We start from the raw sequence: 25,253 nt of genomic DNA on the forward strand, positions 1-25,253 counted from the left end.
CATGATGCCCGCGCCGGCTGGACGGCACAACCGCCCGACCGGTCATTCGGCGGACTCAACTCCAGGGGAAGGGGCTGTGGCTCGTCGGGTGCAGCTCGCCCTTCTCGTAGCGGGAGAAGCGGAAAGGCTTCAGCAGTTCGCTTTCGCCGTTCACCAACTCCTGCGCCACCAGCTTGCCGACGCCAATCATCTTGTAGCCGTGATTCGAGTCGGCGATGATGTAGACGTTCTCGCGGAAGCGGTCGAACACCGGAAAGCTGTCGGGCGTGAAGCAGCCGAGGCCGCCGGACGGCTCGTTTTTCCACTTCACGATCTGGCCTTCGAAGCGCTTCTGGCAGAACGCCAGGGCGGAGCACCAGAAGTGCGCGAAGTGGTCGTCGACGATGAATTCCGGCGAGTCCGGGCCATAGGGATCGACGCGCACCTCGTCGGCGTCGCGCTCCACCTTGTGCGGCATGGCGCCGCCCTGAATGCCACCGAAGTTGAGGTCGGGCTTGTAATAGATGCCCCACATCTTGTCGGTGATGAGAGAGCCGTCGACGTCCGAATAGAGCGGCGCGTCGGTATCGACGTGGATCACCGGCGGGAAGTCGCCAGAGTTGGTCTTCTGCAGGTCAGGATCGACGCCGAGCGTGCCTTCCTGCAGCGCCCAGTAGGTCCACATGCCGATGTCGCGGTGCATCTGGCCGTCGCGGCCCAGAATATCCACGGAACGCGGCAGTTCCAGCATGTCCCAGATCTGCTTTACCCAGGGGCCGACGCCGACGACGATCTGATCGCACTCGATCACGCCCTTGTCGGTTTCGACAGCGGTGATGGCATTGGAGTTGTGGCCGGTCTGGAACCCGGTCACGGCAACGCCCGTGAGGATGCGAACGCCCTTGGCCTCCGCCTTGCCGGCCAGGCCGTACATCGACTTCGTGTTGTTGGCGTAGCCGCCCTTCTTCTCGTGCAGGACCGAGGTGATGCCCTTGGCCTGCCAGTCGTGGAAGATGCCTTCCATGTATTTCTGGCTGTCGGCCGCGCCCTCGATGAACTCGCTAATATAGCCGATCTTGCGCTGCTGTTCGTAGATCGAGCCGACGTCCTCGCGCATGCTCTCCGGGCTGATCTGCATGTAGCCGACGGGATGGTAGGAGAACGCCTTCGGATCGCTTTCCCAGACCTCAACGGAATGCGCCATCAGTTCCCGCATCGCCGGCTGATAGTAGTTGTTGCGCACGACGCCGCAGGCGATGCCGCTGGCCCCGGCCGCGATCGAGGTCTTGTCGATGACCAGGATATCCTCGCCGCCGCCCTTGCCCTTGGCTTCCAGCGCCTCGGCAAGGTGCCAGGCGGTGGACAGGCCGTGGATGCCGGCACCGATGACGATGTATTTGACGTGGCTGGGAAGCGCCATTTTCTGCCTCACTGTTGCTTGACGGGCCAGGGTGGCCGACCCGGCCGGCGCACCGCGCATACGGCCGGTGCGCTTTCCGTCGCGGTGTCTTCCGACGATCTGTAATCCCCGCCGGAGAGGCCTTATGCGCAAGACGCGACATCGGCTGGCTTCGTTTCGACGGGCCGCGGCGCTATTGGCGCAATTCAGGAAATGAATGACGATGATTGGACAAACCAAGTCGCGGATCGGCACGCGCGCATACGGGCCGGGCCCGCATGTGTGAGCCGCCGATGCAAGGGGAGGCCGCCATGGCGCATGCGGAAAAGATCAAGGTTGCGGTCGCGCAGATCGCGCCGGAACTGGGCGATGTCGCCGCGAACAAGGAGAAGCATCTGGAGTATATCGCCAGGGCGCGCGAGCAGGACGTCGATCTGCTTGTGTTCCCCGAGTTATCGATGACCGGCTATTCGGTCGGCCCGCAGGCGGTCGAACTGGCCATCGACCGGGACCACCCGCTGATGCACGAGATCGCCTCGGCGACGGGGCCGATGTGGACGACCTTCGGCTTCGTCGAGGAGGGCGTGGCCGCGCAGTTCCACAACTCCGCCATCACGCTGCGCGACGGCAAGATCGAGTTCATCCATCGTAAGCTGAACCTCGCCAGCTATGGCCATCTGGAGGAGGAGAAGCATTACGCCGAAGGCCGCTATATCGAAACCTTCCGGCTGGAGCACACCCCCTGGCGCGCGGCGACGATGATCTGCGCCGACCTTTGGAATCCCGCACTGGTTCACCTTGCTGCCGTGCACGGCGCGACCCTGTTGATGGTGCCAATCGCCTCGGCCGAGGATGTCGTTTCCGGCGAGTTCTCGAACCCGAACAACTGGCGCCTCGCGCTCGAGTTTTACGCGATGATGTACGGAATGCCGCTTGTCGTGGCGAATCTCGCGGTGAACGAGGGAGGCCTGTGCTTCTGGGGCGGTAGCCGGATCATCGATCCTTTCGGTACGACGGTCGCGCAGGCCGACGGCGGGGAGGAACTGATCGTCGGGACGCTGGACTACACCGCCGTCAAGCGGGCGCGCTACCAGCTTCCGACGGTGCGCGATTCCAACCTCGACCTGCTGCATCGGGAGATCGGACGGCTGTCCTGGCAGGTCGGAATCCCGCCGGAAAGCCGGAAGATTTAGAGGTTTGCGGCATGCGTCGCGCGGCGTGACGGATTTGGTTGCCATGCCCGTCGGTATTGGGACATCGCAGGTTCCGGGCGCAGGTTAGCGTGCACGCCATCCTCCGCCGGTTGGGGGCCGGCACTCGTCTTATGTTGAAGCTAAAACCACTGAGGACGCCTGGGAGATGAGCGACATCGAAATCGCCCGCGCGGCGACGCTGAACCACATCAAGGACGTGGCGGCGAAGATCGACATTCCAAGCGACGCCATTCTCGAGTTCGGCCCATACAAGGGCAAGGTGTCGTACGACTACCTCAAGTCGATCGAGGGGCGGAAGGACGGCAAGCTCGTCCTCGTGACCGCGATCACGCCGACGCCGGCGGGCGAGGGCAAGACCACGACGACGGTCGGCCTGGGTGACGGCCTGAACCGGATCGGCAAGAAGACGGCCATCTGCCTGCGCGAACCCTCGGTGGGTCCGTGCTTCGGCGTCAAGGGCGGCGCCGCGGGCGGCGGCTATGCCCAGGTCGTGCCGATGGAGGACATTAATCTCCACTTCACGGGCGACTTCCACGCGATCACCTCGGCCCACAACCTGCTGTCGGCCCTGATCGACAACCACATTCACTGGGGCAACGAGCTGAACTTCGATCTGCGCCGGATCGCCTGGCGGCGCGTCATGGACATGAACGACCGTGCGCTGCGCAGCATCACGGTGGGGCAGGGTGGTCCCGGCAACGGCTTCGTGCGCGAGGACGGCTTCGATATCACCGTCGCCTCGGAAGTCATGGCCATCTTCTGTCTGGCCCGCGACCTGCAGGATCTCGAAGACAAGCTCGGCAAGATCGTCGTCGGCTACACCCGCGAGAAGCAGCCGATCACCGCCAAGCAGCTCAAGGCCCATGGCCCGATGAGCGTGCTGCTGCGCGACGCGCTGATGCCGAACATCGTGCAGACTCTGGAACACAACCCGGCCTTCATCCACGGCGGTCCGTTCGCGAACATCGCGCACGGCTGTAATTCCGTCATGGCCACGAAGAGCGCGCTGAAGCTCGGCGATTACGTCGTGACAGAAGCGGGCTTTGGCGCCGACCTGGGCGCGGAGAAGTTCTTCGACATCAAGTGCCGCAAGGCTGGCCTGAAGCCGAACGCGGCGGTGGTGGTCGCCACCATTCGCGCGCTGAAGATGCACGGCGGCGTCGCCAAGGACAACCTCGGCGAGGAGAATGTCGAGGCGGTGCGCAAGGGCTGCGCCAACCTGGGCCGCCATGTGCGCAACGTGAAAATGTTCGGTGTGCCGGCGGTGGTCGGCATCAACCGTTTCTCGAAGGACACCGATGCCGAGATGGAAGCGGTGAAGGAATACTGCCGCGAGCTTGGCGTTGAGGCCATTGTCTGCAGCCACTGGGCCGACGGTTCCGCCGGTACCGAAGAGCTCGCGCACAAGGTGGTCGAGCTTGTCGAGGCCGGCGTGGATCAGTACGCGCCGCTCTACAGCGACGACGTACCGCTGTGGGATAAGATGCGTACTATCGCCATGCAGCTTTACGGCGCCGACGACATCATTGCCGACAAGAAGGTGCGCGAGCGATTCCGCGAGCTGCAGGAGCAGGGTTACGGCCACTTCCCGATCTGCGTGGCGAAGACCCAGTACTCCTTCTCCACCGACCCGAACCTGAAGGGCGCGCCCACCGGCCATGTGGTGCCGATCCGTGAGGTGCGGGTATCCGCCGGTGCGGAATTCCTGGTGGTGATCTGCGGCGAGATCATGACGATGCCAGGCCTGCCGCGCGTGCCGTCGGCGAATAGCATTCATCTGGACGAAAACGGCTGGATCGAGGGACTGTTCTAGTCCGCTTCAACCGTCTCCCTGTCGACTTCGTCGACCTCCCTGAAGCACCGGGCGCGATGCCATCGCGTCCGGTGCCTTTGTATGCATCAGCGGCGCTTGTTCACGTATTGTAAATAACCAAGCTGTTATTATAATACCTGTTAACCCTTTTGTTCAAAATTGGGCAAAAACAGGAGCTTCCAAGATGCGGGTCCTCCTTCGCGCCGCCAACGTGGCGGCGGTGGCCGCGGCACCGACGCTGGCCGCCGGCATTGTCCTTGGTGTCATCAATCCGGCTGAGGCGCAAACGCGCACCGTCCGGCTCGACGCCGTCATCGCCAAGGGTGGGGCGCCGATCAACGACGAAGTGAAGTTCGCGATCTGGTCGCTGAACGACGGAGGCTCGAAAGGCGTGATCGCACGCAGGGCTGCCGCTCCTGCCGAGGTGGCGTTGCAGCCGGGCGAATATCGCATCGTTGCCGAGTATGGTTCGGCGCGGCGCGTGCAGGACATCCGGGTCGAGGATGCTCCATCGCAGCGACAGATGATCAACCTGAATGCCGGCGAGGTCGAGCTCAGCCTGGTTCCGCGTATCGGTGCACCGGCCGTCCGCGCGCCGATGATGTGGGAGGTACGCCGCTATGCGCGCGGCGAAAAGAAAGGCGCGACGATTGCCAGTGTAAAGGACGATCGACCGCACCTGATGCTGCGTGAGGGCTGGTACGAGGTGGAGGTTCGCCACGGCAACGCGGCAATCACCCACACCATCGAGGTGGCGGCGGGTCAGCGCTACGACTACACGCTGGTCATGAACGAGTAGCGGGCAGGGGCCGCTAGGACCGGCTGGCGATGGTGGCTTTGGGGGGCGGATGCCTGTCGCCGGCCGGTTGCCCCTCGCGGACTTTGTCGGTGTATCGGCTATGACGGCTTGCGCACCCGCCGATAGCGGGCCAGCAGCCAGACATGGACACGCCGCCGGAACCGGCGAAGCCAGCTTACCTCGTCGGACAGGATGATCAGCCCCAGCGGCAGCATCCACACGCCAAGCACCGGCAAAAAGCCCAACAAACCGCCGAGAATGAGCAGCCCCGCCACCCCGCGTCGCACCCAGGGGTTTCGATGCCGCTTGATTCGGCCGATTGCCTGGACCAGCCGGCGCGTCGTGTCTTCGAGGTAAGAGCGTAGCCGCTGCATCATTCTCGTCGTTGTGGCCGGGGACCGCCCGGCTCCCATTGCTTGCGGGCCCCGCGGCGTCCGCGATGGCCCTGTTCGAATCGCCGTCCGCCAATTAGATGCGGATTGCCACCGCTCCGTTGAAGGCGATCCGCTTGTGATAAGGCAGTGGCGAAAGCTCGGCTTCGCGAGTAACACTCGGATGGTAGCGGCTGCGGCGACGGATATGGCGGGAATTGATGGAAAGCATCGAAATCCGTGAGACCGTGCCGGGCGATCTGGCCTTGATCGAGGCCGTCTATCGGGACGCTTTCCCGGACGAGGATCTGCTGCCTCTGGTGAGGGCGTTGTTGCAGGAAGCGCAGGTCGCTTCGTCGCTCGCCGGCCTCATCGGCTCGACTCTGGTGGGGCATGTCATCCTCACGAGATGCGACATTGCCGGCAGCAGTGACAAGGTTGCGCTCTTGGGCCCGCTCGCCGTCGACCCTGCCCGACAGAGACAGGGGATCGGCAGCGCGATCGTCCGCGCCGGCCTGCAACGGCTGGAAGATGCCGGCGTGTCCCACGTCTACGTGCTCGGCGACCCCGCTTACTACGGGCGTTTGGGTTTTGTGCCCGAGACTGTTGTCGCGCCGCCGTATCCCCTGCCGGCGGAATGGCGCGGAGCATGGCAGTCGATCAGCCTCCGCGGCGCCGAACCACCTTGCCGGGGCAAGCTTTCCGTTCCGAAGCCATGGCTCCAGCCGGCCCTGTGGGCGCCCTGAACCAGCTTTCGGATCCGATGAGAATGTCTTTATAGGGCTGGTATGGAACCTGGCCCTAGTCATCCGGCTTGCCATCCCCGCTTCGGCGCATCTCGCGCTGACGCATCGGCATGGCGTCGATGGTTTGGAACAGCACGTTTGCCGGGATCGCCTGGGTCGAGCGCCGTTTTACCGCCCCATCCTTCCCGACGAGCACCACTTCGAAGCGTGTTTGCGGCAAATTCAGCCGTCGCCGAATGTCGCCGCCATTCAGGTCCGCCGCTAACCGGCCGTCGACTTCGACGCGTTCATCGCCGACAACGGCGATCACCACCATGTCACGCTCTGCAAAGCCCTCGGCGTGGTTTGCGACGACCTCTAGCTGCTGGCCATAGGCGGCGTTATCCGCCCTGGGTACCGTCATCACGAGTGGCCGCTTCTCCCACAGGAAACGCTCCATGCCGGCCACCGCCGTGCCGCCGAAAGCTGCCGTGAATATCGCCGCCAAGAGAAGATACCGCCGCATCCAGACCTCCTGACGATGAATTGGACTCCGGGGCCGCATTGTCCACCCTGGACAGCGATGCCGGCCTCGCGCAGTCTGCGCGCCGTTTCGCGAAAGCAGGGAGGAGAGGATGTCGGTCTACCGGATCGTGCAGGGCGACGGGCCGCTCGTTGTATCGATGCCGCATGTCGGCACGCTGATTCCGGCAGAGGTCGCCGACCGCATGACCGAGGCCGGGCGCGGCGTTCCCGACACCGACTGGCACGTAGACCGGCTTTATGCCGACATCCTGGACGACCTCAGCATTCCACGTATCGCGGCGACCTTCAGCCGTTACGTCGTCGATCTGAACCGCCCGCCCGACGGTGCGCCACTCTATCCGGGCGCGCCGGAAACAGAACTGTGCCCGACGACGACTTTCGAAGAGGCGCCGATCTATGCCGAAGGCCAGACACCGGGCGAGGCGGAGATCGAATCGCGCCGTCGCGACTACTGGCAGCCCTACCACTTGGCGCTGGCCCAATTGCTGTTGCAGGCGAAGGACCGCTACGGCATCGCCGTGCTTTGGGATGCGCACTCGATCCGCAGCCACGTGCCGCGCTTTTTCGACGGCAAGCTGCCGGATCTGAACTTGGGCAGCCGGGGCGGCACGTCCTGCGCCGACGGGCTGCTGACCCGGCTTGCCGAGGTGGCACGCGAGGCGGAGGCCGAAACCGGCATCTCCCACGTCGTCGACGGCCGCTTCAAGGGCGGCTTCATCACCAAGAGCTATGGCCGCCCGGACGAGAACACGCATGCCGTCCAGCTTGAGCTGTCGCAGGCGACCTATATGGACGAGGCGCCGCCGTGGACGTTCCGCGAGGATCTGGCGGACGGCATCCGACCGGTACTGCGGCGCATGCTTGAGACCGCGCGGGACTGGGCGCTGGCGCAGGCGAAAGGGTAGGCAGCGTCTTATACCTGCCGCACGCGGCCGTCCTTTACGGCATAGGCCAGAGGGTTGAAGCCGACCCGGTAGGCCAGTTCCGCCGGGTGGTCGATATCCCAGACACAGAGGTCGGCGCGCTTGCCGACCTCCAGCGTGCCACGGTCGTCCGCAAGACCAAGGGCACGGGCGGCGTTGCGGGTGACGCCGGCCAGCGCCTCTTCCGGCGTCAGGCGGAACAGCGTACAGCCCATCGACAGCATCAGCAGCAGGGACGTCACCGGCGAGCTGCCGGGGTTGCTGTCGGTGGCGAGCGCCATCGGCACGCCCGCCCGGCGAAAGGCGGCGACAGGCGGCTGTTGCGTTTCGCGCAGGCAGTAGAACGCGCCGGGCAGCAATGTGGCGACCGTACCGGCCCTGGCCATTGCGGCGACGCTCTCCTCGCTCGTGTATTCCACATGATCCGCCGAGAGCGCGCCGTACTTCGCGGCGAGACCCGCGCCGCCCAGGTCGGACAACTGGTCGGCGTGCAGCTTCACGGGCAGGTCGTGGCGCCGGGCGGCGGACAGAACGCGTTCGGTCTGCTCGGGCGTGAAGGCGATGGTTTCGCAGAACGCGTCGACGGCATCGGCAAGCCCGGTTTCCGCCACGTCGGGCAACATGGTCTCGATCACGTAGGAGATATATCCATCGGCATCGCCCTCGAACTCCGGGGGCAGGGCGTGCGCGCCCAGGAAGGTGGTGATCACCTCGATCGGGAAGCTTTCGCCGAGCCGCCGGGCGACGCTGAGTTGACGGGCCTCGGCCGCGCTTTCCAGGCCATAGCCCGACTTGATCTCGACCGTCGTAACACCCTCGGCCATCAGCGCTTTCAGGCGCGGGACGGCGTCGCGGTAAAGGGCCGCGTCATCCGCTTCCCGCGTGGCGCGGACGGTGGAAAGTATCCCGCCGCCGGCGCGCGCGATCTCGGCATAGCTGGCGCCCTCGAGCCGCTGCTCGAACTCGCGCGCACGATTGCCGCCATAGACGAGGTGCGTGTGGCAGTCGATGAAGCCCGGCGTGATCCAGCGGCCGTCGATCCAGTGCACCTGCTTTGCCAGCGCCGCGGGTGGGCCTTCAAGGTCGTCGTGCCGGCCGATCCAGGCGATGCGACCGTCCTGCACGGCAATCGCGCCGTCCTCAAGCATGCCATAGGGCCGGCCGCCGGCCGTCATCGTGGCAAGGCGCGCATCCAGCCAAAGTACATCCCACATCATGCAGCCTCCTAAGCCCGGCCAATCACGCGGTTCCGCCCATCCGCCTTCAGTCGCGCGGTTGTGGCGACCGACCATCCCCCTTAAGCTCCAGCGCCAGTGCGACGCAATGGATTTCGCCATGCAGCAGCTTTTCGCCGAACGCGCGCTTCTGCCCGATGGTTGGGCGCGCGACGTCCGCCTCGATATCGACGACAAGGGCGAACTGCTCGCCGTCACGCCCGGCGCCGATTGGGACGGGGCGGAGCGGCTTGCCGGACCCGTCATGCCGGGAATCCCGAACCTGCACAGCCACGCCTTCCAACGCGCGATGGCAGGTCTGGCGGAACGCGCGGCCGGCGAGGACAGCTTCTGGTCCTGGCGCGAGGTGATGTATCGCTTCGTCGGAAGCCTGACGCCGGAACAGGTGGAGGCCATCGCCGCACAGCTGTACCTCGAGATGCTGAAGGCCGGTTATACTTCGGTCGGCGAGTTTCACTACCTGCACCACGATCCCGAGGGCCTGCCGTACCAGGACGTCGCGGAGATGGCTTGGCGCGTGCTATCGGCGGCGCGGCGCAGTGGCATAGGCTGCACGCTGCTGCCGGTGCTTTACGGCTATGGGGGATTCGGCGGCAGGCCGGCCGGCGCGGGGCAGCGGCGTTTCCTGAACGAGCCGGAACGCCTGCTGCGCCTGATCGCCAAGGTACGCGAGGCGACCGCCGACGATCCGCAGGTGAGAGTCGGCCTGGCGCCGCATTCGCTGCGCGCCGTGACGCCGGAAACGCTGCGCGATGTGCTGTCGGGGCTGAACGGCCTCGATCCGCGCGCGCCGATCCACATTCACGTCGCGGAGCAGATGGCAGAGGTCGACGCCTGCAACGAATGGACGGGCAAGCGTCCGGTCGAATACCTTCTGGACGGCGGCGCGGAGCTGGACGAGCGCTGGTGCCTCGTTCACTGCACCCACACGACGGAAGACGAGGTGCGGCGGTTGGCCGCGACTGGCGCCGTTGCTGGCCTGTGCCCGACGACCGAGGCGAACCTGGGCGACGGGCTGTTCCCGGCCGCCGATTTCCTGGCCGCCGGGGGCCGCTTCGGCATCGGCAGCGACAGCCATATCTCGATCAGTCCGGTGGAGGAATTGCGCTGGCTGGAATACGGCCAGCGCCTGTTCGCGCAGCAGCGCAATGTCCTGCAGACCGAGGCCCACGGCGGCTCCGTCGGCGCGACGCTCGTACATGGCGCGCTGGCCGGCGGGGCGCAGGCGCTGGGCCGGCCCATAGGCCGGCTGGCGGCGGGCTACCGGGCGGACTTGGTGGTACTGGACGACGGCCTTCCGACGCTGGCGGGGCGGACGGACGAGCAGTTGCTGGACGCCGTCGTCTTTGCCGGAAACGAGAACCCGGTGCGCGACGTCATGGCGGGCGGCCGCTGGGTAGTAAGGGACCGACGGCACGAGGCTGAGCGCGAGGTTTTGGACGGCTACCGTACGGTGGTGGCCGAACTCTTGGGGGAGGCGGCGTAGAGGGTATGCACGATCTCGGTTTCACCTATCTCAACGGCCCCGATATCGACGGGCTGGGGCTGAGCGACGACGACATCCTGGCGGCGGTTGAGAGGGGGCTGGTGGCGCAGGGGCGGGGCGAGACGGTGATCGAGCCGCGCGTCCACCTTGAGCCGGACCCGGCGTTCAACGGACACTTCAACGTGCTGCGCGGCTATATCGCGCCGATGAACCTGGCTGGCGTGAAGATCGTCGGTGACTACGTCGACAACTACAAGATGGGCCTGCCTTCGGAGATGGCGCTTCTGAACCTGTTCGACCCGCGCACCGGCATGCCGGTCGCGCTTCTGGATGCCACCGCCATTACCGAGATGCGCACCGGCGCGCTGACCGCGCTGGGCGCGAAGTACCTGGGGCCGAAGACGGCCAGGGTGCTGGGCCATGTCGGCGCGCGCGGGACGGCGTACTGGAACGTGCGGCTTCTCGACCGCCTCTATGATTTCGACGAAATCCGGGTCCACTCCCGCCGCCCAGATAGCCGGCAGGGCTTCGCCGACCGCCTGAGCCGGGATCTGGGCAAGCCGGTGCGTGCGGTCGACAGCTGGCAGGCCTGCCTGGAGGGTGCGGACGTGATGGTCGAAGCCTCGCGCCTGACGCAGCCCGAGCCGCTGTTCCGGACCGAATGGGTGAAGCCGGGGGCTTTCGTCGTGCCCTACGGCACGATGTCGGCGGTGGAGCTGTCGCTGACGGATGTGATGGACAAGATCGTCGTCGACGACTGGGGCCAGTGCAAGGGCGGCAAGCTGGGCTCCCTGCGCGCCCATGTCGAAAGCGGCAAGCTGAGCGAGGCGAACCTGCACGCGGAGTTGTGCCAGATCGCGGTCGGCGAGAAGCCGGGCCGGGAGCGCGCGAACGAGACGACCCTGTTCTGGCATCGCGGCCTGTCGCTTTCCGACATCGCGCTGGGCCACGCGATGCTGGAGAAGGCGCGGGCAAGCGGCGTCGGACAGTCGCTGCAGTACGCATAAGTCTGCAGGCAAACGTCGCCTTTGCTTTCCGGCCCGTTCGTCGCCACTTTACGCGCTGTCTCACTGGGGTAGGGAGATAGCCAGGTGCATCGGCCGGCAAGCGGGCAGCATGCCCCGAACGGGCAGCGGCGGGCGCGGGACGTGCGTATCGACGTCTTCCGCGGCGTGGCGATGTTCATCATCTTCATCGCCCACGTCCACGCGAACCCGTGGAACGACTGGATACCAGCCCGCTTCGGCCCCTCCGACGCGGCGGAGTGGTTCGTCTTCTGCTCCGGCTTCGCATCGGCGGTGGCGTTCGGCGGCATGTTCGTCCGCCGCGGCTTCGCTATCGGTGCGGCCCGCGTGCTGTACCGATGCTGGCAGATCTACTGGGCGCAGATCGGGCTGTTTCTGTTCGTGGCGGCCACGGTCGCGGCGGGAAGCTGGTACTTCGAACGCGACTACGTCGGCCAGCTGAATCTCTACCCGTTTTTCGAGGAGCCGATGCAGGGGCTGTTCGGCCTGTTCAGCCTGACCTACGTGCCGAACTACTTCGACATACTGCCGATGTACACGGCGATCCTGGCGATGCTGCCGGCCCTGATGGCGCTGCGCCGGTTGCACTCTTACGCCGCGCTGCTGGCACCGCCGCTGCTGTGGGCGGCCAACCGGGCGTTCGGCTTCGACCTGCCGGCGGAGTGGTGGTCGGATCGGCCCTGGTTCTTCAACCCCTTCGGCTGGCAGCTCATTTTCTTCACGGGTTTCGCCTTCGCCTCGGGCTGGCTGAAGCCGCCGGCATCGGACAGGCGCCTGATCGCGGTGTCAGCCGCCTACCTCGTCTTCATGGTGGCGATGAACTGGTCGCCGATCTGGACCAACGTCGAGATCATCGGCAAGGTCAGCACGGCGCTTCTCTGGGGCTTCGAGAAGACGGACTTCGGCATCCTGCGCTATCTGCACTTCCTGGCCATTGCTTATCTGCTGCGCTGCGCCTTCCTAGGCCGGGAACACCTGCTACATACCGCGCCCTTCGCGGTGCTGCGCAAGGTGGGGCAGCAGGCGCTGGCGGTTTTCGTCACCTCGATGGTGCTGGCGCGCATCGCCGGGATGTTGCTGGACGAGTTCGGGCGGTCCCTCTTCACGACCGCAGCGGTCAACCTTACGGGCTTCGTCCTGCTGGCGCTGACCGCTTATGTCGTCGCATGGTTCAAGGGGGAGCCGTGGCGCAAGCCGGCGCCGGAGGCCCAGCCGGAACCAAGTTTACAGGTTCTGGCGGGCCGACCTGAAACACGGTAATATCGATCGGAATTTTCGATCGATAGGCCCGCCGCATGCAGCTCGACGCCATCCGCACGTTCATTGCCGTCACCGAGACCGGCAACTTCCACGAGGCGGCGAAGCGCCTGAACGTCACGCAATCCACCGTCAGCGCCCGCATCCGCGCCCTGGAAGAGGGGCTCGGTCGCACGCTGTTTACGCGCAGCAAGGCCGGCGTCGATATGACCGAGCCGGGGCGGCAGTTTGCCCGCTACGCCGCCAACATGATGCGCCTTTGGCAGCGCGCGCAGCACGACGTCGGCCTGTCACACGGCTTTCGCAGCAGCTTCGGCCTGGGCTCGCAGGTCAGTCTTTGGGATCGCCTCGTCCTGCGCTGGATCCCCTGGATGCGGCAGGCGGCGCCGGACGTAGCCCTTCGGGTGGATGCCGACAACTCGCCCACGCTTCAGCGCCATGTGGCCGACGGCGTTCTCGACATCGCCGTGATGTACCAGCCGCGCCGCCGCGCCGGCCTCGCGGTCGAGCAGCTTCTGGTGGAGACGCTGGTGATGGTTTCGACCCGACCGGATGCAGGTCAGAACTGGCGGGACGATTACGTCTTCGTGCACTGGGGCCGCGACTTCGAGATTGCCCATACCGAGAACTTTCCCGACCTGGGCACGCCCGCCGTGTCCGCCGGGCTGGGCGCGCTGGGTCTGCGCTATATCCTGGAGAATGGCGGCAGCGCCTATTTTCCGATCCGAATCGCCCGCCCTTATCTGACCGACGGACGCCTGCACCGCGTTTCCGGCACGCCGACAATGCAGCGCACGGCCTATGTCGTCTACGACCCCTCCACACCGAATCGTGACGTGCTGGATCGTGCCCTTTTGGGCCTGCGCGAGGTCGCGGCGGCGGGGCAGGCGGAGGATCGAACGGCCGTGTGATCGGTATATTCGATCATTATAGCCAATATATTTTTCTTTTCAAATTGATGCATATGGCCATTTCATTGGGGTAAGCGCATGTAACCCCGATGCAGACCAAGTTGCCAAGGAAAGGATATTCGAATGAGCGCCCCCGACCCGGCATTCGCCGACCCCACGTTCCCCGGGCTGAGCGTCCGCGATCTGGCGCGCCGCGCCGCGGACGCGTTGCAGGGGAGCGCCGACAACGAGAACCGCTCGCTGCGCCACCGCGATTACGTCATCCGTCAGGACCTCTCGCGTCTCGACCGTGAGATGCTGCTCGACCTGGGGTTGGACCGCGACCGCTCGTAGGACGGCATGTCATGTCCAGGGCCCAGACCCTGCACGCGCGTACGGCCGACGGCACCCGGCCGTACGCCCTGCCAGACGGCGGCGTGGCCCTCGTTGCGTTCGCGGTCGTTCTTTTCTCCGTTTACAACGCGCTGACGAAATGGCTGGCGGCGGACTACGATCCGCTACAGATCGTTTTTTTCCGTGGTCTTTTCGGCCTTCTGCCGGTCGCGCTGATTCTGCTGTGGCATGGCGGCGGCACGGCTGTCCTGCGAAGCCGGCGGCCCGGCGTGCAGGTGCTGCGCGCGGTGCTGGCGCTGGCGGCGAACATCTGCTTCATCCTGTCCTACCGGGCGATGCCGCTCGCCGATGCGGTGGCAATCGGCTACGCCGCGCCGATCTTCGTCACGGCGCTGTCGGTCCCGATGTTGAGCGAGCGGGTCGGTGTCCACCGCTGGAGCGCCGTTCTGGTTGGCTTCCTGGGCGTGCTCCTTGTCGCGCGGCCGGGCGTCGGTGTGTTTGAGCCCGCGGCACTGCTGGCGATTTTCGGCACGTTGCTGTACGCGCTCAGCATCATCGCGACGCGCCGGCTGGGCACGCTCGATGCGGCGATCACCACGATGGCGCATTCGACCAGCCTTTACGTGATCATCTGTGCGCTCGCCCTGCCGTTCGTTTGGGTGACGCCGACCTGGACGGATCTGGCCTTCTTCCTGGCTCTTGGCCTGGTCGGCGGCGTCGGCATGTTCTGCTTCGTCCAGGCCTACAGGATGGCCGAGGCGACCAAGCTGGCCCCGTTCGACTATACCGCGATGGTGTGGGCCACGATCTTCGGCTTCGCGATCTGGGGCGAGGTGCCGACGCTCTGGAGCGTTGCTGGAATATCTGTGATCGCCGGCAGCGGGCTTTACATCGTCCACCGCGAGCACGTGACCCGGCGCACGGCGGCGGCTCAGGCCGCGCTGGCCGGCAGTTCGTCCAGGAAGGTGCCGGCGAAGGCGCGCAGCGCCGCCCAGTCGGTCAGCTCGTAGTCCTGGCTGGTGTCGCTTGGCGCCCCCTTCCGGCGGGCGATCAGCTTCATGGCCCAGCGCTTGAAGAAGTCGTACTGCGTGTAGCGGAAGGCGCCCGCCACAAGCTCGATCCGCGTCGGGCGCCAGCCGGTGTCGGCCAGGAAGCGGTCGACGCATTTCCGGGCATCGTGCAGGTCGTCGGGGTCGTCGCTGGCGGCACACAGGCTAACAGACAGAAAAGCCGTCGGCTTGGCGTTCAGCTCCGCCGCGTGGTCGTGCACGAAGTGAACGATCGAGGTTTGGTGCCGTCCGATGTGCAGGGAAGCGGCGGCGATAACCGCGTCGTAGGCGCCGATGTCCAGGTCTGCGGGCAAGTCCGTGCTGTCGAGCACCCTGGCCTCCTGGCCCTTCTCGGCGATGAAATCCCCGAGGAATTGCGCGATCTTTCTGGTCTGACCCTCCGTCGTTCCATAGACGATGAGAACACGGGCCATGGAAGGCGTCTCCTCGCGTTTATGGGGCGTTCGCGAACCTTATTCCGGGTCGGGTCCAGGCGCCTTGACGGGCATCAATCCGGGGCGCGGCAACGTGGCTGCAAAAAATGTATTGCGAAGGCTATGACGAACTGGATTTGCGGCCTCTGCTTGTGGTTTTCTGCGCTGAAAGACCAAGAAACCCTGGGGAGGGCACTATGGCACCCAGCATCGAACCGGTTTGCCGGTCGCTTCTGTCGCCCCATGCGCCACTGGAGCCCTTGTCGCAGGATGAGCTTGCCCGGATTCACGCGGCTTCCCTGGACGTGCTTCAGGACGTCGGCATGGACATCCTACATCCCGAGGCGCGGGACATCCTGGCGAAGGCCGGCGCCTGGGTCGACGATGAGCGCGTGCGCTTCCCCCGGGAGTTGGTGGAGGAAGCCGTCGCCCGCGCGCCGTCGCGCTTTCGCCTGTGGCATCACGACGAAAGCGCTTATCTGGAGTTTGGCGGCAACGCCATCAATCTGGGCCTGATCGCGAGCGCCCCTTATTGCAGCGACCTTGCGGGCGGACGGCGGCCCGGAACCATCGCGGATCTGGCAAAGCTGACGCGCCTGGCGGATAACTTGCCCGCTGTGCGGATGATTTGCGGCTATCCGGTGGAGCCGCAGGACCTCCCGGCGCCGACCCGGCATCTTGACGCCGTCCATGCTTTCCTGACGCTGTCGACCAAGCCGTGCCACGCCTATTCCCTTGGCGGCGCGCGCATTCGCGACGCGCTGGAGATGATCAAGATCGTTCGCGGTGTCGACGAGGCGGCATTGGCCGCGCGCCCAAGTCTGATCTCGATCATCAATACCTCATCGCCCCTGCGCCTGGACCATCCGATGGCCGATGGCATGATGGTGATGGCGCAAGCAGGGCAGCCGGTGGGCATAACGCCCTTCACGCTGTCCGGAGCGATGAGCCCGGTAACGCTGGCCGGCGCCCTGGTGCAGCAGAATGCAGAGGCCCTGGCCGCGGTGGCCTTGATGCAGATTGTCGCGCCGGGGGCCCCGGTTCTTTATGGCGGCTTCACCTCCAACGTCGACATGCGTTCCGGTTCGCCGGCGTTCGGCACGCCGGAGTACGCCCGCGCGGCGCTGGCGGGGGGTCAGCTCGCCCGGTACGAGGGGCTGCCCTATCGCTCGTCGAACGTGAATGCCTCCAACACCGTCGATGCCCAGGCTGCCTATGAGTCGATGACCGCGCTGTGGGCGGCCATAATGGGGCACGCCAACCTGATCATGCACGGTGCCGGGTGGCTTGAGGGCGGCTTGACCAGCTCCTACGAAAAGGTGGTGCTGGACGCGGAGATGTATGACCGGATCGAGGCGACGCTTACGCCGCTACCGGAAGAGGCGTGGAACTTCGACCCCGCCGATCTTGCGGCGATGCCGCGCCCGGAAGAGGCCCTGACCGAGGACAGCCTGCAGCCCTTGCAGGAGGCCTATGCCTCGTGGCGGCCAGAGCCGGCCGTGCAGCGGGCGGCGCGCGAGGTTCAGCGTCTGGTGGCCGACCATCGGCCGCCGCCGCTCGACCCGGCGCGGCTGGCCGCCCTCGACGGCTTCGTCGCCCGCCGCAAGCACGAGGGCGGCGCCGAGGCGGCCTGAAAAAGAACAAAAACAAAAAAAGGGGCCGTTCAGGCCCCTTCAGTTGAATTCAGCGCTGATCTTTTTGTCGGCGCCGGGCGCGCGGACCGTTTTTAAGCGGCCGGTGCGCGCAGGCAGGCTGCCGCAACGCCGGACCGGCGCGCCGCCTCGGCAATCATCTCGTGCGAGGGGCGCGGTTTCGGCAGGCGTTTGCCCTTCGATTCAAGGGTTTCCGCGTGCTCGCGCAGGGCCGACTCGGCATTGCTGAACGCCTCGTCCACCGTTGGCGCGTCGCAGTGACAGCCGGGTAGATCGGGGAATTCGACAGTGTACTCGTCGTCCGAAGTGCGTCGGACGATCGCAAAATATCCCTTCATGGGTCTGGAGAGATCTCCTTTCTGGTGCGATTTCGCCGGCGCGCGCCGCGCGGAAAACAGGCTGCGGTGACAGCGCCGGTCGTGAGCTTAGCGGGCGACAACCACAAGACGTCGCACCGCGATCGCGAACGGATATATATCACCGTCTCAGAGAAAATCAACCGGGTGTCTGGAATAATGCGCGCTAAGGATGAAAAATTGATTGCACTTGATGCGCGGTAAAACAGTACAAAATCCGCAGTTTGCAGCGCATCATAGAGATAAAATTTCGGGTTCGATCCGGAAGCTTCGGCGTTCTACCCTTGACATTTCGGGAGAATCCCCCGATGTTATCGGCCAATCGCACGATGAATTTGTACGGAACATCGCCTGATGGAATGAAGGACTTCAATAGTCCGGTGCGATAACTTGCCCCGATACATAATTGGCGTTGGCGCGTCATTAAATCGTGTAAATGCGACATTCCGTTGTCGCAATCGGGCGCAAGCAATTAACCCCAAGGATCACTTGGAGCAAATTCGATCCGACCATGAAGGTCCCACAGACGTCATCCCCGGATATCCATACCGTCGACATCCGCAATACCGGCCTTCTGGACCCGGATGCGGAGGGCAGCGCCGCGGGCGACGCCGCAAAGGCGGGTAAACGCGAGCGCCGTAGCCTCTATACTTTCCGCAAGCCGGAGAAAGAGGACGGGGCTGCCATGCACGAGCTGGTCGAGAAGACCGGCGTGCTCGACGTGAATTCCGCCTATAGCTATCTGATGCTAGGCGAGTACTTCTCCGACACCTGCGTTGTTGCCGAGCGCGGCGGACGGATCGTCGGCTTCGTTTCCGGCTTTATCCCGCCGGAGAGGCCGGACACCGTCTTCGTCTGGCAGGTCGGCGTCGCGAACAGCGAAAAGGGGCGCGGTCTGGCCAAGCGGCTGATCCGCCAGCTGCTCCAGAGCGAGGTTTGCGCCGACGTGCACTACCTGGAATCGACGGTAACGCCGTCAAACGTTCCATCGACCCGCCTTTTCCGCTCGATCGCGCGGGAACTGCACACGTCCTGCGTCATCGACAGCGGTTTCCACGAAAGCCTGTTCCCGGACAAGGGCGATCACGAATCCGAGCGGCTTTTCCGCATCGGACCGTTCTGAGTTCCGGTTCGCACTGGCTTTCCCGCCGGATCATCCGGCTTGCTTTTCACGGCCGATCGGCCACGCCACTCATCCCGCAAGCGCGCCGAGAGAGCGCAGGAGGGACCCTTTATGAATATTATCGAACGCTATGAATCCGAAGTCCGCAGCTATAGCCGCGGCTTCCCCGTCGTTTTCACCAAGGCAAAGGGCGCGATCCTGACGGACCGCGACGGCCGGGAGTACATCGACTTCTTCGCCGGCGCCGGCGCGCTCAACTATGGGCATAATGACGAGGCGCTGAAGCAGAAGCTGATCGACTACATCGCCGGCGACAACATCACCCACAGCCTGGACATGGCAACCGAGGCGCGCGAGCGCTTCCTGGAAGCCTTCCACGACATCATCCTGGAACCGCGCGGGATGGACTACAAGGTGATGTTCCCGGGGCCGACCGGAACGAATTGTGTCGAGGCCGCGCTGAAGCTGGCGCGCAAGGTCACCGGGCGGCGCACCATCGTCAGCTTTACCAACGCCTTCCACGGGATGACGCTGGGCTCGCTGGCGGTGACGGGTAATGCCTTCAAGCGCAAGGGTGCGGGCAAGGCGCTGGACGACACCGTGTTCATGCCCTTCGACCGCTTCATGGGCGAGGGCGTCGACACGCTCGACCACTTCGAGAACATGTTGACGTGCTCCAGCAGCGGCCTGGATCACCCGGCGGCCGTGATCGTCGAGACGGTTCAGGGCGAGGGCGGTATCAACGCCGCCGGCATGGACTGGCTGAAACGCCTTCAGTCGATCTGCCGGGCGCACGACATCAAGCTGATCGTCGACGACGTGCAGGCTGGTTGTGGGCGAACGGGGACGTTCTTCAGCTTCGAGCCTGCGGGCCTGGACCCGGACTTCATCTGCCTGTCGAAGTCGATCGGCGGCTATGGCCTGCCGATGGCGATCACGCTCATCAAGCCGGAGTTCGATAAGTTCGCGCCGGGCGAGCACAACGGCACGTTCCGGGGCAACAATCCGGCTTTCGTCACGGCGACGGCGGCGCTGGAAACCTATTGGCGCGACGACAAGTTCGCGTGCTCTGTCCGCGAGAAGGGCGAGACCATTCGCGCACGCCTTGAAGAGATGGCCGCCGCGCATCCGGAACTGAAGCCGGAGGTACGCGGACGCGGCTTCATGCAGGGCCTGGCGCTGCATGTCGACGGTGCCGCCGAGGACGTCAGCGCCGCGGCGTTCGAGCGCGGCCTCATCATGGAGACCTCGGGTGCCAATGACGAGGTCGCCAAGCTGCTGCCGCCGCTGATCCTTTCCGAGGATGAGCTGAGGCGCGGCCTGGACATCATGGCGGATGCCGTTGCCGCCGTGGCGCGAAAGCGGGAAGGTGGCGAGAAACGGGTCGCCTGACTGCCAGGCTGCCGAAGACAATGACGGATAGCCGGTCCCGGTCCCATGTGGACCGGGACCGTTCTACGTCGCATAGGTTGGTGTGCATTCGGGCCGCTGATGTGCAAGGTTAACGCGGCCAATCCTTTTGAAGATCAGACATTCGAACGAGCGGGAGTTGCGCATGATCGTGAAACGCCTTCAGGACCTTATCGGAACCGACGCCGACGTGCCGGCGGAAAACGGCAACTGGGTCAGCCGCCGCTTCCTTTTGCGCAAGGACGGCATGGGCTTTTCATTCCACGACACCACCATCAAGGCCGGAACCGAAACCTACATCCACTACGCCAACCACCTGGAGGCGGTGTACTGCGTTGCCGGCAACGGTGAGATCGAGGATCTGGAAACGGGCAAGATCCACAAGATCTCCGACGGCACGATGTACGCCCTGAACGGCCATGAGCGCCACCTGTTGCGCGGCGGCAGCGAGGACATGCGGATGATTTGCGTCTTCAATCCGCCGCTGACGGGGCGCGAGGTGCACGATGAGAATGGCGTCTACCCGCTCATCGAAGACGACGACGAAGCGACGAGCGCCGCCTGAATCACGGGCGCAGACCTGCTGTAACGGAGAGGCCGCCAGCGGTTTGTTGGCGGCCTTTTCGCGTCCTGAAGTAAGAGAAAGCCCTAAACGACGGTGCCGGGCTGCTTGGCGTGTCCGTCATTCCAGGCAAAACTCCCATGACCGTCTGCTTCAAGGCGCGGGCCGCCGGAAAGCGGATGCACAGGCGGCTCCTTCGCCTTCAGGAAGTAGCTGACGAAGATCTCGCGATAGCCGCCGTAGCGATACCGACCATTACCGGCTAGCGTCTTCTCCCGCTCGGTACGGTAGAGCGCGGGAAGTTCGAACCAGGGTCGGCGCGGATAGGCGTGATGCACCGCGTGCAGGTTATTGTTCAGGAAGAGCAGGCTTAGCAGCGGGCCGGCCTCGACGATGGCGGTACGCTCGCCGACCGCCTCCACCGCGCGGTGCTCCAGGAACGACCGCAGCAGGGTCAGCGCCGTGCCGCCGTAGACGAAGCCCAGCAGGTACTGCCACGTCGGCAGTCCGCAAACGCCTATCGCCCAGCCGAGAACCAGGGCGACTGCCGGAACATGCCAGGCCCAGTCGCGCAGGTGGCTGGAATCACCGCTTGCCAAGCGGCGCGCCTCGTCGCCGTAGAGCCGCCCCACGGCGCGCGCGGGGCCAAGCAGCATCCGTCCGGCCAGCGTATTGTGCAACCACAGGATGCGCCGCCGCACGGGGCCCAGCCGAGCCCATTCCTGCGGCGTGACGTAGAAGCTTTCCGGGTCCTCCAGCGGGTCGGTCAGGCGGCTGTCGACGTGATGGCGCAGGTGCGTCTTACGGTAGATGCCGAAGGGCACCCAAAGCAGGAAGCCGGGCATTGCAAGCGCGCGGTTCACCGCGCGCCAGGGCGTTGGATGGCCGTGCGTCACTTCGTGCTGCAATGAGCCCTGCCAGGCGGCGAGCCACGCAGCGGCCGCAAGCACCACAGGCCAGGGCAAGGTGTCGTGGTACCAGGTAACAAGCCCAAAGCCACTATAGACGATGAGGGCGACCAGGAGCGTCGGCCACCCGACACGCCGGCGCCCCGAACGCCTGCGCAGCATCGACATCGAATATCCTCCTTTCCTAGCACCCCTAAGACGGGAATTGTGGCGAGCTAAATTTCGCCATAAAGGCGAGTTAGCTCGTAGTTATCAGACTATGAATGTGGCGGCAAGCATATTTTGATGGCTAAACCACATATTGATGATAATAAGCAACTATGTTGATATATGACAACAGATGGTAAGCGCGGAGTAAAAGATGGAACGCACCGAGTGGGTTGAGCGGTTCCGCGACCGCCTGAACGAGCTGATCGAGCGCGAGGGCAGCAGCCGGGCGGCGTTCGCGGCACGCATCGGGCTTGACCGTTCGACGTTGTCGCAGCTTCTGGCACCCGAGAACGCGCGACTGCCGCGCGCGGAAACCATCGCCGCGATTGCTCGCGAAACGCAGGTCAGCGCCGATTGGCTTCTCGGCCTGACACAGGAGGGAAAGCCGGGCGCGGAACTGGTGCCGGGGCAGATGGAGGTCGAGCCCGGTGGCGCCAGTCCGGTGGACGAGCGGCTGCGGCGCTGGCACGCCGAGGCCATCGGCTCCAAGATCCGCTATGTGCCGACGACACTGCCGGACCTGCTGAAGACCGAAGACACGATCGACTACGAGTACCGCTCGTATTCCTCGGAGATGCCGGAGGTGCGGCTGCGCCAAGCCGAGTCGAGCCTGGCCTATTCACGCCTTCCGGAAACCGACATGGAAGCGTGCTCTTCGTTCCAGCTTGTCGAGGAGATGGCGCGCGGGGAGGGAATCTGGCGCGATTATCCGAAGCCCAAGCGCCTGGAGCAGCTCCACCACGCGCGAGAGCTGGTCGGCGAGCTTTACCCGACTTTCCGCTGGTTCCTGTTCGACGGGCGGCAGCGGTTCTCCGTGCCGGTGACCATTTTCGGGCCACGCCGGGTCGCAGTCTACATCGGCAATATGTACTTCGTCTTCAACAGTACCGAGCACATCCGGATCATGACGCGTCACTTCGACGACCTGATCCGCGCCGCGGTAGTACAGCCCACCGACGTCACGAGCTTCCTCGACCGGCTGTACACCGAGGTGGCGGAGGGCTGAAATGGCTGCCATCGCGGGCCTTCCGATGTACGATCTGCCGGGCGTGTCCGTCTGGCAGACGGCTTGGTGGTACGGTCTGGCTCGCCACTTCCGGGCGGCCGGGCTGGCGGACGTGCCCCGTTCGCTGACACGCGCGTCATGCGCCGCGGATATCTGGGGGCATCCGCGTCTTTTATTCGCGCAGACTTGCGGTTATCCCCTGACACATGGTTTTGCCGGCAAATTGCGTGTTGTCGCCACGCCCTGCTACAACGCGCCCGGCTGCGCGGGAAGCGACTATGCCAGTGCCATCGTCGTGCGAAGCGATTCGCCCGCACGGACGATCGCGGAGGTGATCGGCGGACGCTGCGCCATCAACGAACCGGGGTCCCAATCCGGCTGTAACGCACTGCGTGCCGCCGTTGCGCCACACTGCGGGACGGGGCCGGCATTTCGTGAACAGGTGGCCACGGGCACCCATCTCGCCAGCATCCGAGCTGTCGCGCAGGGGCGGGCGGACGTCTGCGCCGTCGACGCCGTGACCCACGCCCTCTTGGCGCGGCACCGCGCAGAGGCATTGGCCGGGACAAGGGTCCTGACCTACACGGAGCGCGTGCCCGGACTTCCCTACGTCACGCGCGCGGAGGTCGGCGACGACATTGTGGCGCGTCTGCGCGAGGGTCTTTCCGCGGCGTTGAAAGATCCGGATCTGGCGGAGGTGCGGGAGGCCCTTCTTATTTCAGGCGCCGAAGAGCGGGAAGCTTCAGACTACGGACGTATCCTGGATATGGAGCGGCATGCCCTGGCGCGCTGCCCGGCACTTGCTGTCGAGCCTTGTCCAGCGCCTTGATGCGCCTCAAAGACCGCATCCTTGCAAGGGTCCAACTTCCGAGCGTCGAATATCTGGCAAGGAAGGTGAGATATGCGGTTATCACCGTTGAGGATTGTGCTGTTGGCCGGTGTTCTCATTACGTCGGCCCCTGTGCTGGCCCAGCAGACGGGCGGCGGCATGTCCGACGACCGTCCGATCTATGGCCGCCAGTTGATGACCCAGCAGGAGATGGAACATTATCGAGAGCGTATGCGCAGCGCTGAGAGCGAGGAAGAGCGTCGCCGCATCCGCGCCGAACACCATGCCGAGATGCAAGGGCGGGCGCGTGAACGAGGCGTGCAGCTTCCCGAAAAGCCCGGTTACGGCATGGGCGGGAAAGGCATGCACGGGCAGGGCATGGGACAAGGCATGGGCAGCGGTGGCGGCTCAGGTATGGGCGACGAACGGCGCAAGGGCGGCGGTCGTCAGTAGCCCTTCTCAGTTCTGAAAATGCGGCTCTGCCAAGGACAAAATGAAAGCGGCGGCCGTACGGCCGCCGCTTGAACTCACGTACGGGTCGAACCGGGTTACAGTTCAGCCCACAATGCGAAGGTTGTCGGCCGACTGCCGATTGTCGCGGCCGGCAACCAGCTCGAATTCGATCCGCTGACCTTCTTCGAGGCTCTGCAGGCCCGCCCGCTGAACGGCGGTGATATGAACGAAAGCATCCTTCCCGCCGTCATCCGGGGCGATGAAGCCGTAACCTTTGGTGGTATTGAACCACTTGACCGTGCCGGTAGCCATGTCGTCTCTGTCTCCGAAGTCGTGTCGTTGGCACGATCGGCCCGCCCGCGCCGCTCGTTAGTCCTGGTCCGGCGCGGGCATGCTACGCATCGACACGTCGGCAGTTCACGAGAGACCGGCCAAAGCCGAAAGTGGATAAATAATGGGACCGGATGGGGCGCCGCGCAAGACCAAAGTAGCCTTGAATCCGGGGGGGGCCATGTGACGAACACGCGCCTAACGGGAGTTATCCGTAGCGCAAGGCACGTGCGAATTTGTCACAGGAATGCGTCATGGCGCGCGCAACGACGCGGGATAGAATGCCCGCTCAAGGCTAGCTGGCTAAATCAAGGCCGGAACAAGGTCAGATACCAGGAGCATCAAAGCTCCGGCGGGAGGGAGATGATCATGCAGCGGACGCCATCGCCGCTATTGCCGCCGTCACCTCAACGTGCCTGGTATGCTGCAAAGAAGCTGATGCTCGACTGGTGGGACAACCCGCCCGCGACGCTGTTCTGGCTGCTGCTGACCGCGGCCGCCGTCGGCACGCTGAAGGCCGTCGGCTTCTAGGCGCCCGCGGTCTTTCCTGTCCTTTCGCACTTCACTCTCGCGACCGCCAGTCGTCGATGGCAGGGCGGCTTCTCGTGCGCGCCCAATTTTATCTGTACGGAAGCGGAATTTCCCTGTTGCATTGGCGCAACAGCGCGGGATTTCTTTGAAAATGCCCTAAATACAATTGACTTAAATCAAATAAATGGATGGCCCATCGAAAAACATATTGAAATCTCAATAGGATAAGATGTTGGGATCATGATAATACCAATTTGTAGGTAGTATTATATAGATTGTATATAAGGGTGTGCTGGTGAAGCTGGACTCCGTGTCCGGTGATGGCTTTGGCGGCCGAGGCAAACCCTGGGCCGATGTGCAGGTTTCTTTTCTTGGGGGTAAAAT

At 64.6% G+C, this 25,253-nt stretch carries 27 protein-coding genes; 19 read left to right on the forward strand and 8 right to left on the reverse strand.

From position 1 onward, the window contains the following. Positions 1-55: 55 nt before the first annotated feature. Positions 56-1,399 carry an NAD(P)/FAD-dependent oxidoreductase gene (locus DRB17_RS00450; protein ID WP_114580201.1) on the reverse strand — a complete coding sequence of 448 codons (1,344 nt, stop codon included), beginning with the start codon at positions 1,397-1,399 and terminating at the stop codon, positions 56-58. 290 nt (positions 1,400-1,689) lie between these two features. Between DRB17_RS00450 and DRB17_RS00455 the strand changes: the two genes are divergently transcribed. The 3 genes from DRB17_RS00455 (at position 1,690) to DRB17_RS00465 (ending at position 5,204) form a co-directional block, all read left to right on the forward strand. Next, positions 1,690-2,571 (forward strand): nitrilase-related carbon-nitrogen hydrolase, encoded by an 882-nt coding sequence (locus tag DRB17_RS00455; RefSeq protein WP_114580202.1) that lies wholly within the window; start codon positions 1,690-1,692, stop codon positions 2,569-2,571. A 166-nt stretch (positions 2,572-2,737) separates the two neighbouring features. After that, a complete protein-coding gene (locus DRB17_RS00460) occupies positions 2,738-4,405 on the forward strand; it encodes a formate--tetrahydrofolate ligase (RefSeq protein ID WP_114580203.1) in 1,668 nt (555 codons plus the stop codon). Positions 4,406-4,589: 184 nt separating this feature from the next. After that, positions 4,590-5,204, forward strand: coding sequence for a hypothetical protein (locus DRB17_RS00465; protein ID WP_114580204.1), 615 nt, complete (start codon positions 4,590-4,592; stop codon positions 5,202-5,204). Between the two features lie 98 nt (positions 5,205-5,302). Here the strand turns inward: DRB17_RS00465 and DRB17_RS00470 are convergent, their stop codons facing one another. Then, positions 5,303-5,581 (reverse strand): hypothetical protein, encoded by a 279-nt coding sequence (locus DRB17_RS00470; RefSeq protein ID WP_206607758.1) that lies wholly within the window; start codon positions 5,579-5,581, stop codon positions 5,303-5,305. Positions 5,582-5,796: 215 nt separating this feature from the next. Between DRB17_RS00470 and DRB17_RS00475 the strand changes: the two genes are divergently transcribed. Further along, on the forward strand, positions 5,797-6,321 hold the full coding sequence (locus DRB17_RS00475; RefSeq protein ID WP_114580205.1) for a GNAT family N-acetyltransferase: 525 nt from the start codon (positions 5,797-5,799) through the stop codon (positions 6,319-6,321). A 55-nt stretch (positions 6,322-6,376) separates the two neighbouring features. Here DRB17_RS00475 and DRB17_RS00480 read toward each other — a convergent pair whose 3' ends face one another. Then, positions 6,377-6,826 carry a DUF4174 domain-containing protein gene (locus tag DRB17_RS00480; RefSeq protein WP_206607738.1) on the reverse strand — a complete coding sequence of 150 codons (450 nt, stop codon included), beginning with the start codon at positions 6,824-6,826 and terminating at the stop codon, positions 6,377-6,379. A gap of 109 nt (positions 6,827-6,935) precedes the next feature. Here DRB17_RS00480 and hutG point away from each other — a divergent pair, with 109 nt between their 5' ends. Then, a complete protein-coding gene (gene hutG, locus DRB17_RS00485; protein WP_114580207.1) occupies positions 6,936-7,751 on the forward strand; it encodes an N-formylglutamate deformylase in 816 nt (271 codons plus the stop codon). 8 nt (positions 7,752-7,759) lie between these two features. Here the strand turns inward: hutG and hutI are convergent, their stop codons facing one another. After that, positions 7,760-8,986 (reverse strand): imidazolonepropionase, encoded by a 1,227-nt coding sequence (hutI, locus tag DRB17_RS00490; RefSeq protein ID WP_114580208.1) that lies wholly within the window; start codon positions 8,984-8,986, stop codon positions 7,760-7,762. Positions 8,987-9,104: 118 nt separating this feature from the next. On the opposite strand from hutI, the gene DRB17_RS00495 reads away from it, so the two are divergent. The 6 genes from DRB17_RS00495 (at position 9,105) to DRB17_RS00520 (ending at position 15,026) form a co-directional block, all read left to right on the forward strand. Beyond that, positions 9,105-10,490 (forward strand): formimidoylglutamate deiminase, encoded by a 1,386-nt coding sequence (locus DRB17_RS00495; RefSeq protein WP_114580449.1) that lies wholly within the window; start codon positions 9,105-9,107, stop codon positions 10,488-10,490. 5 nt (positions 10,491-10,495) lie between these two features. Continuing rightward, a complete protein-coding gene (locus DRB17_RS00500) occupies positions 10,496-11,497 on the forward strand; it encodes an ornithine cyclodeaminase family protein (RefSeq protein ID WP_114580209.1) in 1,002 nt (333 codons plus the stop codon). 84 nt (positions 11,498-11,581) lie between these two features. Continuing rightward, on the forward strand, positions 11,582-12,775 hold the full coding sequence (locus tag DRB17_RS00505; protein ID WP_114580210.1) for an OpgC family protein: 1,194 nt from the start codon (positions 11,582-11,584) through the stop codon (positions 12,773-12,775). A 35-nt stretch (positions 12,776-12,810) separates the two neighbouring features. Continuing rightward, positions 12,811-13,683: a LysR family transcriptional regulator gene (locus DRB17_RS00510; RefSeq protein WP_114580211.1), complete on the forward strand. Its 873-nt coding sequence runs from the start codon at positions 12,811-12,813 to the stop codon at positions 13,681-13,683. Between the two features lie 123 nt (positions 13,684-13,806). Continuing rightward, positions 13,807-14,016, forward strand: a complete 210-nt coding sequence (locus DRB17_RS00515; protein ID WP_114580212.1) for a hypothetical protein — start codon at positions 13,807-13,809, stop codon at positions 14,014-14,016. An 11-nt stretch (positions 14,017-14,027) separates the two neighbouring features. Then, positions 14,028-15,026 carry a DMT family transporter gene (locus tag DRB17_RS00520; RefSeq protein ID WP_114580213.1) on the forward strand — a complete coding sequence of 333 codons (999 nt, stop codon included), beginning with the start codon at positions 14,028-14,030 and terminating at the stop codon, positions 15,024-15,026. Here DRB17_RS00520 and DRB17_RS00525 read toward each other — a convergent pair. Next, on the reverse strand, positions 14,948-15,499 hold the full coding sequence (locus DRB17_RS00525) for a flavodoxin domain-containing protein (RefSeq protein ID WP_114580214.1): 552 nt from the start codon (positions 15,497-15,499) through the stop codon (positions 14,948-14,950). The two genes, DRB17_RS00520 and DRB17_RS00525, sit on opposite strands and share 79 nt — an antisense overlap. A 197-nt stretch (positions 15,500-15,696) precedes the next feature. Here DRB17_RS00525 and DRB17_RS00530 point away from each other — a divergent pair, with 197 nt between their 5' ends. Then, the gene (locus DRB17_RS00530) at positions 15,697-17,133 is read left to right on the forward strand and encodes a trimethylamine methyltransferase family protein (protein WP_161958652.1); all 1,437 of its coding nucleotides are present in this window, start codon (positions 15,697-15,699) and stop codon (positions 17,131-17,133) included. A gap of 92 nt (positions 17,134-17,225) precedes the next feature. Here DRB17_RS00530 and DRB17_RS00535 read toward each other — a convergent pair whose 3' ends face one another. Continuing rightward, complete coding sequence (locus tag DRB17_RS00535) at positions 17,226-17,489, reverse strand: type II toxin-antitoxin system HicB family antitoxin (RefSeq protein WP_114580216.1); 264 nt, start codon at positions 17,487-17,489, stop codon at positions 17,226-17,228. 529 nt (positions 17,490-18,018) lie between these two features. Between DRB17_RS00535 and ectA the strand changes: the two genes are divergently transcribed. From ectA to DRB17_RS00550, 3 genes are all read left to right on the forward strand, one after another. After that, the gene (gene ectA, locus DRB17_RS00540) at positions 18,019-18,630 is read left to right on the forward strand and encodes a diaminobutyrate acetyltransferase (RefSeq protein WP_114580217.1); all 612 of its coding nucleotides are present in this window, start codon (positions 18,019-18,021) and stop codon (positions 18,628-18,630) included. Between the two features lie 111 nt (positions 18,631-18,741). Further along, positions 18,742-20,022: a diaminobutyrate--2-oxoglutarate transaminase gene (gene ectB / locus DRB17_RS00545; protein WP_114580218.1), complete on the forward strand. Its 1,281-nt coding sequence runs from the start codon at positions 18,742-18,744 to the stop codon at positions 20,020-20,022. Between the two features lie 163 nt (positions 20,023-20,185). After that, positions 20,186-20,605 (forward strand): ectoine synthase, encoded by a 420-nt coding sequence (locus DRB17_RS00550; RefSeq protein WP_114580219.1) that lies wholly within the window; start codon positions 20,186-20,188, stop codon positions 20,603-20,605. A gap of 83 nt (positions 20,606-20,688) precedes the next feature. Here the strand turns inward: DRB17_RS00550 and DRB17_RS00555 are convergent, their stop codons facing one another. Then, positions 20,689-21,678 (reverse strand): fatty acid desaturase, encoded by a 990-nt coding sequence (locus tag DRB17_RS00555; protein WP_114580220.1) that lies wholly within the window; start codon positions 21,676-21,678, stop codon positions 20,689-20,691. Positions 21,679-21,871: 193 nt separating this feature from the next. Between DRB17_RS00555 and DRB17_RS00560 the strand changes: the two genes are divergently transcribed. The 3 genes from DRB17_RS00560 to DRB17_RS00570 all read left to right on the forward strand — a co-directional run bounded on the left by DRB17_RS00560 (position 21,872) and on the right by DRB17_RS00570 (position 24,008). Beyond that, on the forward strand, positions 21,872-22,726 hold the full coding sequence (locus tag DRB17_RS00560) for a helix-turn-helix domain-containing protein (protein WP_114580221.1): 855 nt from the start codon (positions 21,872-21,874) through the stop codon (positions 22,724-22,726). Between the two features lies 1 nt (position 22,727). Further along, a complete protein-coding gene (locus DRB17_RS00565) occupies positions 22,728-23,555 on the forward strand; it encodes a phosphate/phosphite/phosphonate ABC transporter substrate-binding protein (RefSeq protein ID WP_114580222.1) in 828 nt (275 codons plus the stop codon). Between the two features lie 102 nt (positions 23,556-23,657). Further along, positions 23,658-24,008, forward strand: coding sequence for a hypothetical protein (locus DRB17_RS00570; RefSeq protein WP_206607739.1), 351 nt, complete (start codon positions 23,658-23,660; stop codon positions 24,006-24,008). A gap of 102 nt (positions 24,009-24,110) precedes the next feature. Here DRB17_RS00570 and DRB17_RS00575 read toward each other — a convergent pair whose 3' ends face one another. Beyond that, positions 24,111-24,320 carry a cold-shock protein gene (locus DRB17_RS00575; protein WP_114580224.1) on the reverse strand — a complete coding sequence of 70 codons (210 nt, stop codon included), beginning with the start codon at positions 24,318-24,320 and terminating at the stop codon, positions 24,111-24,113. Between the two features lie 387 nt (positions 24,321-24,707). On the opposite strand from DRB17_RS00575, the gene DRB17_RS20105 reads away from it, so the two are divergent. Then, complete coding sequence (locus DRB17_RS20105) at positions 24,708-24,869, forward strand: hypothetical protein (RefSeq protein ID WP_153242350.1); 162 nt, start codon at positions 24,708-24,710, stop codon at positions 24,867-24,869. The last annotated feature ends 384 nt before the right edge of the window (positions 24,870-25,253 follow it).

The organism is Ferruginivarius sediminum (genome assembly GCF_003344765.1).
Taxonomy (GTDB): domain Bacteria; phylum Pseudomonadota; class Alphaproteobacteria; order Kiloniellales; family Rhodovibrionaceae; genus Ferruginivarius; species Ferruginivarius sediminum.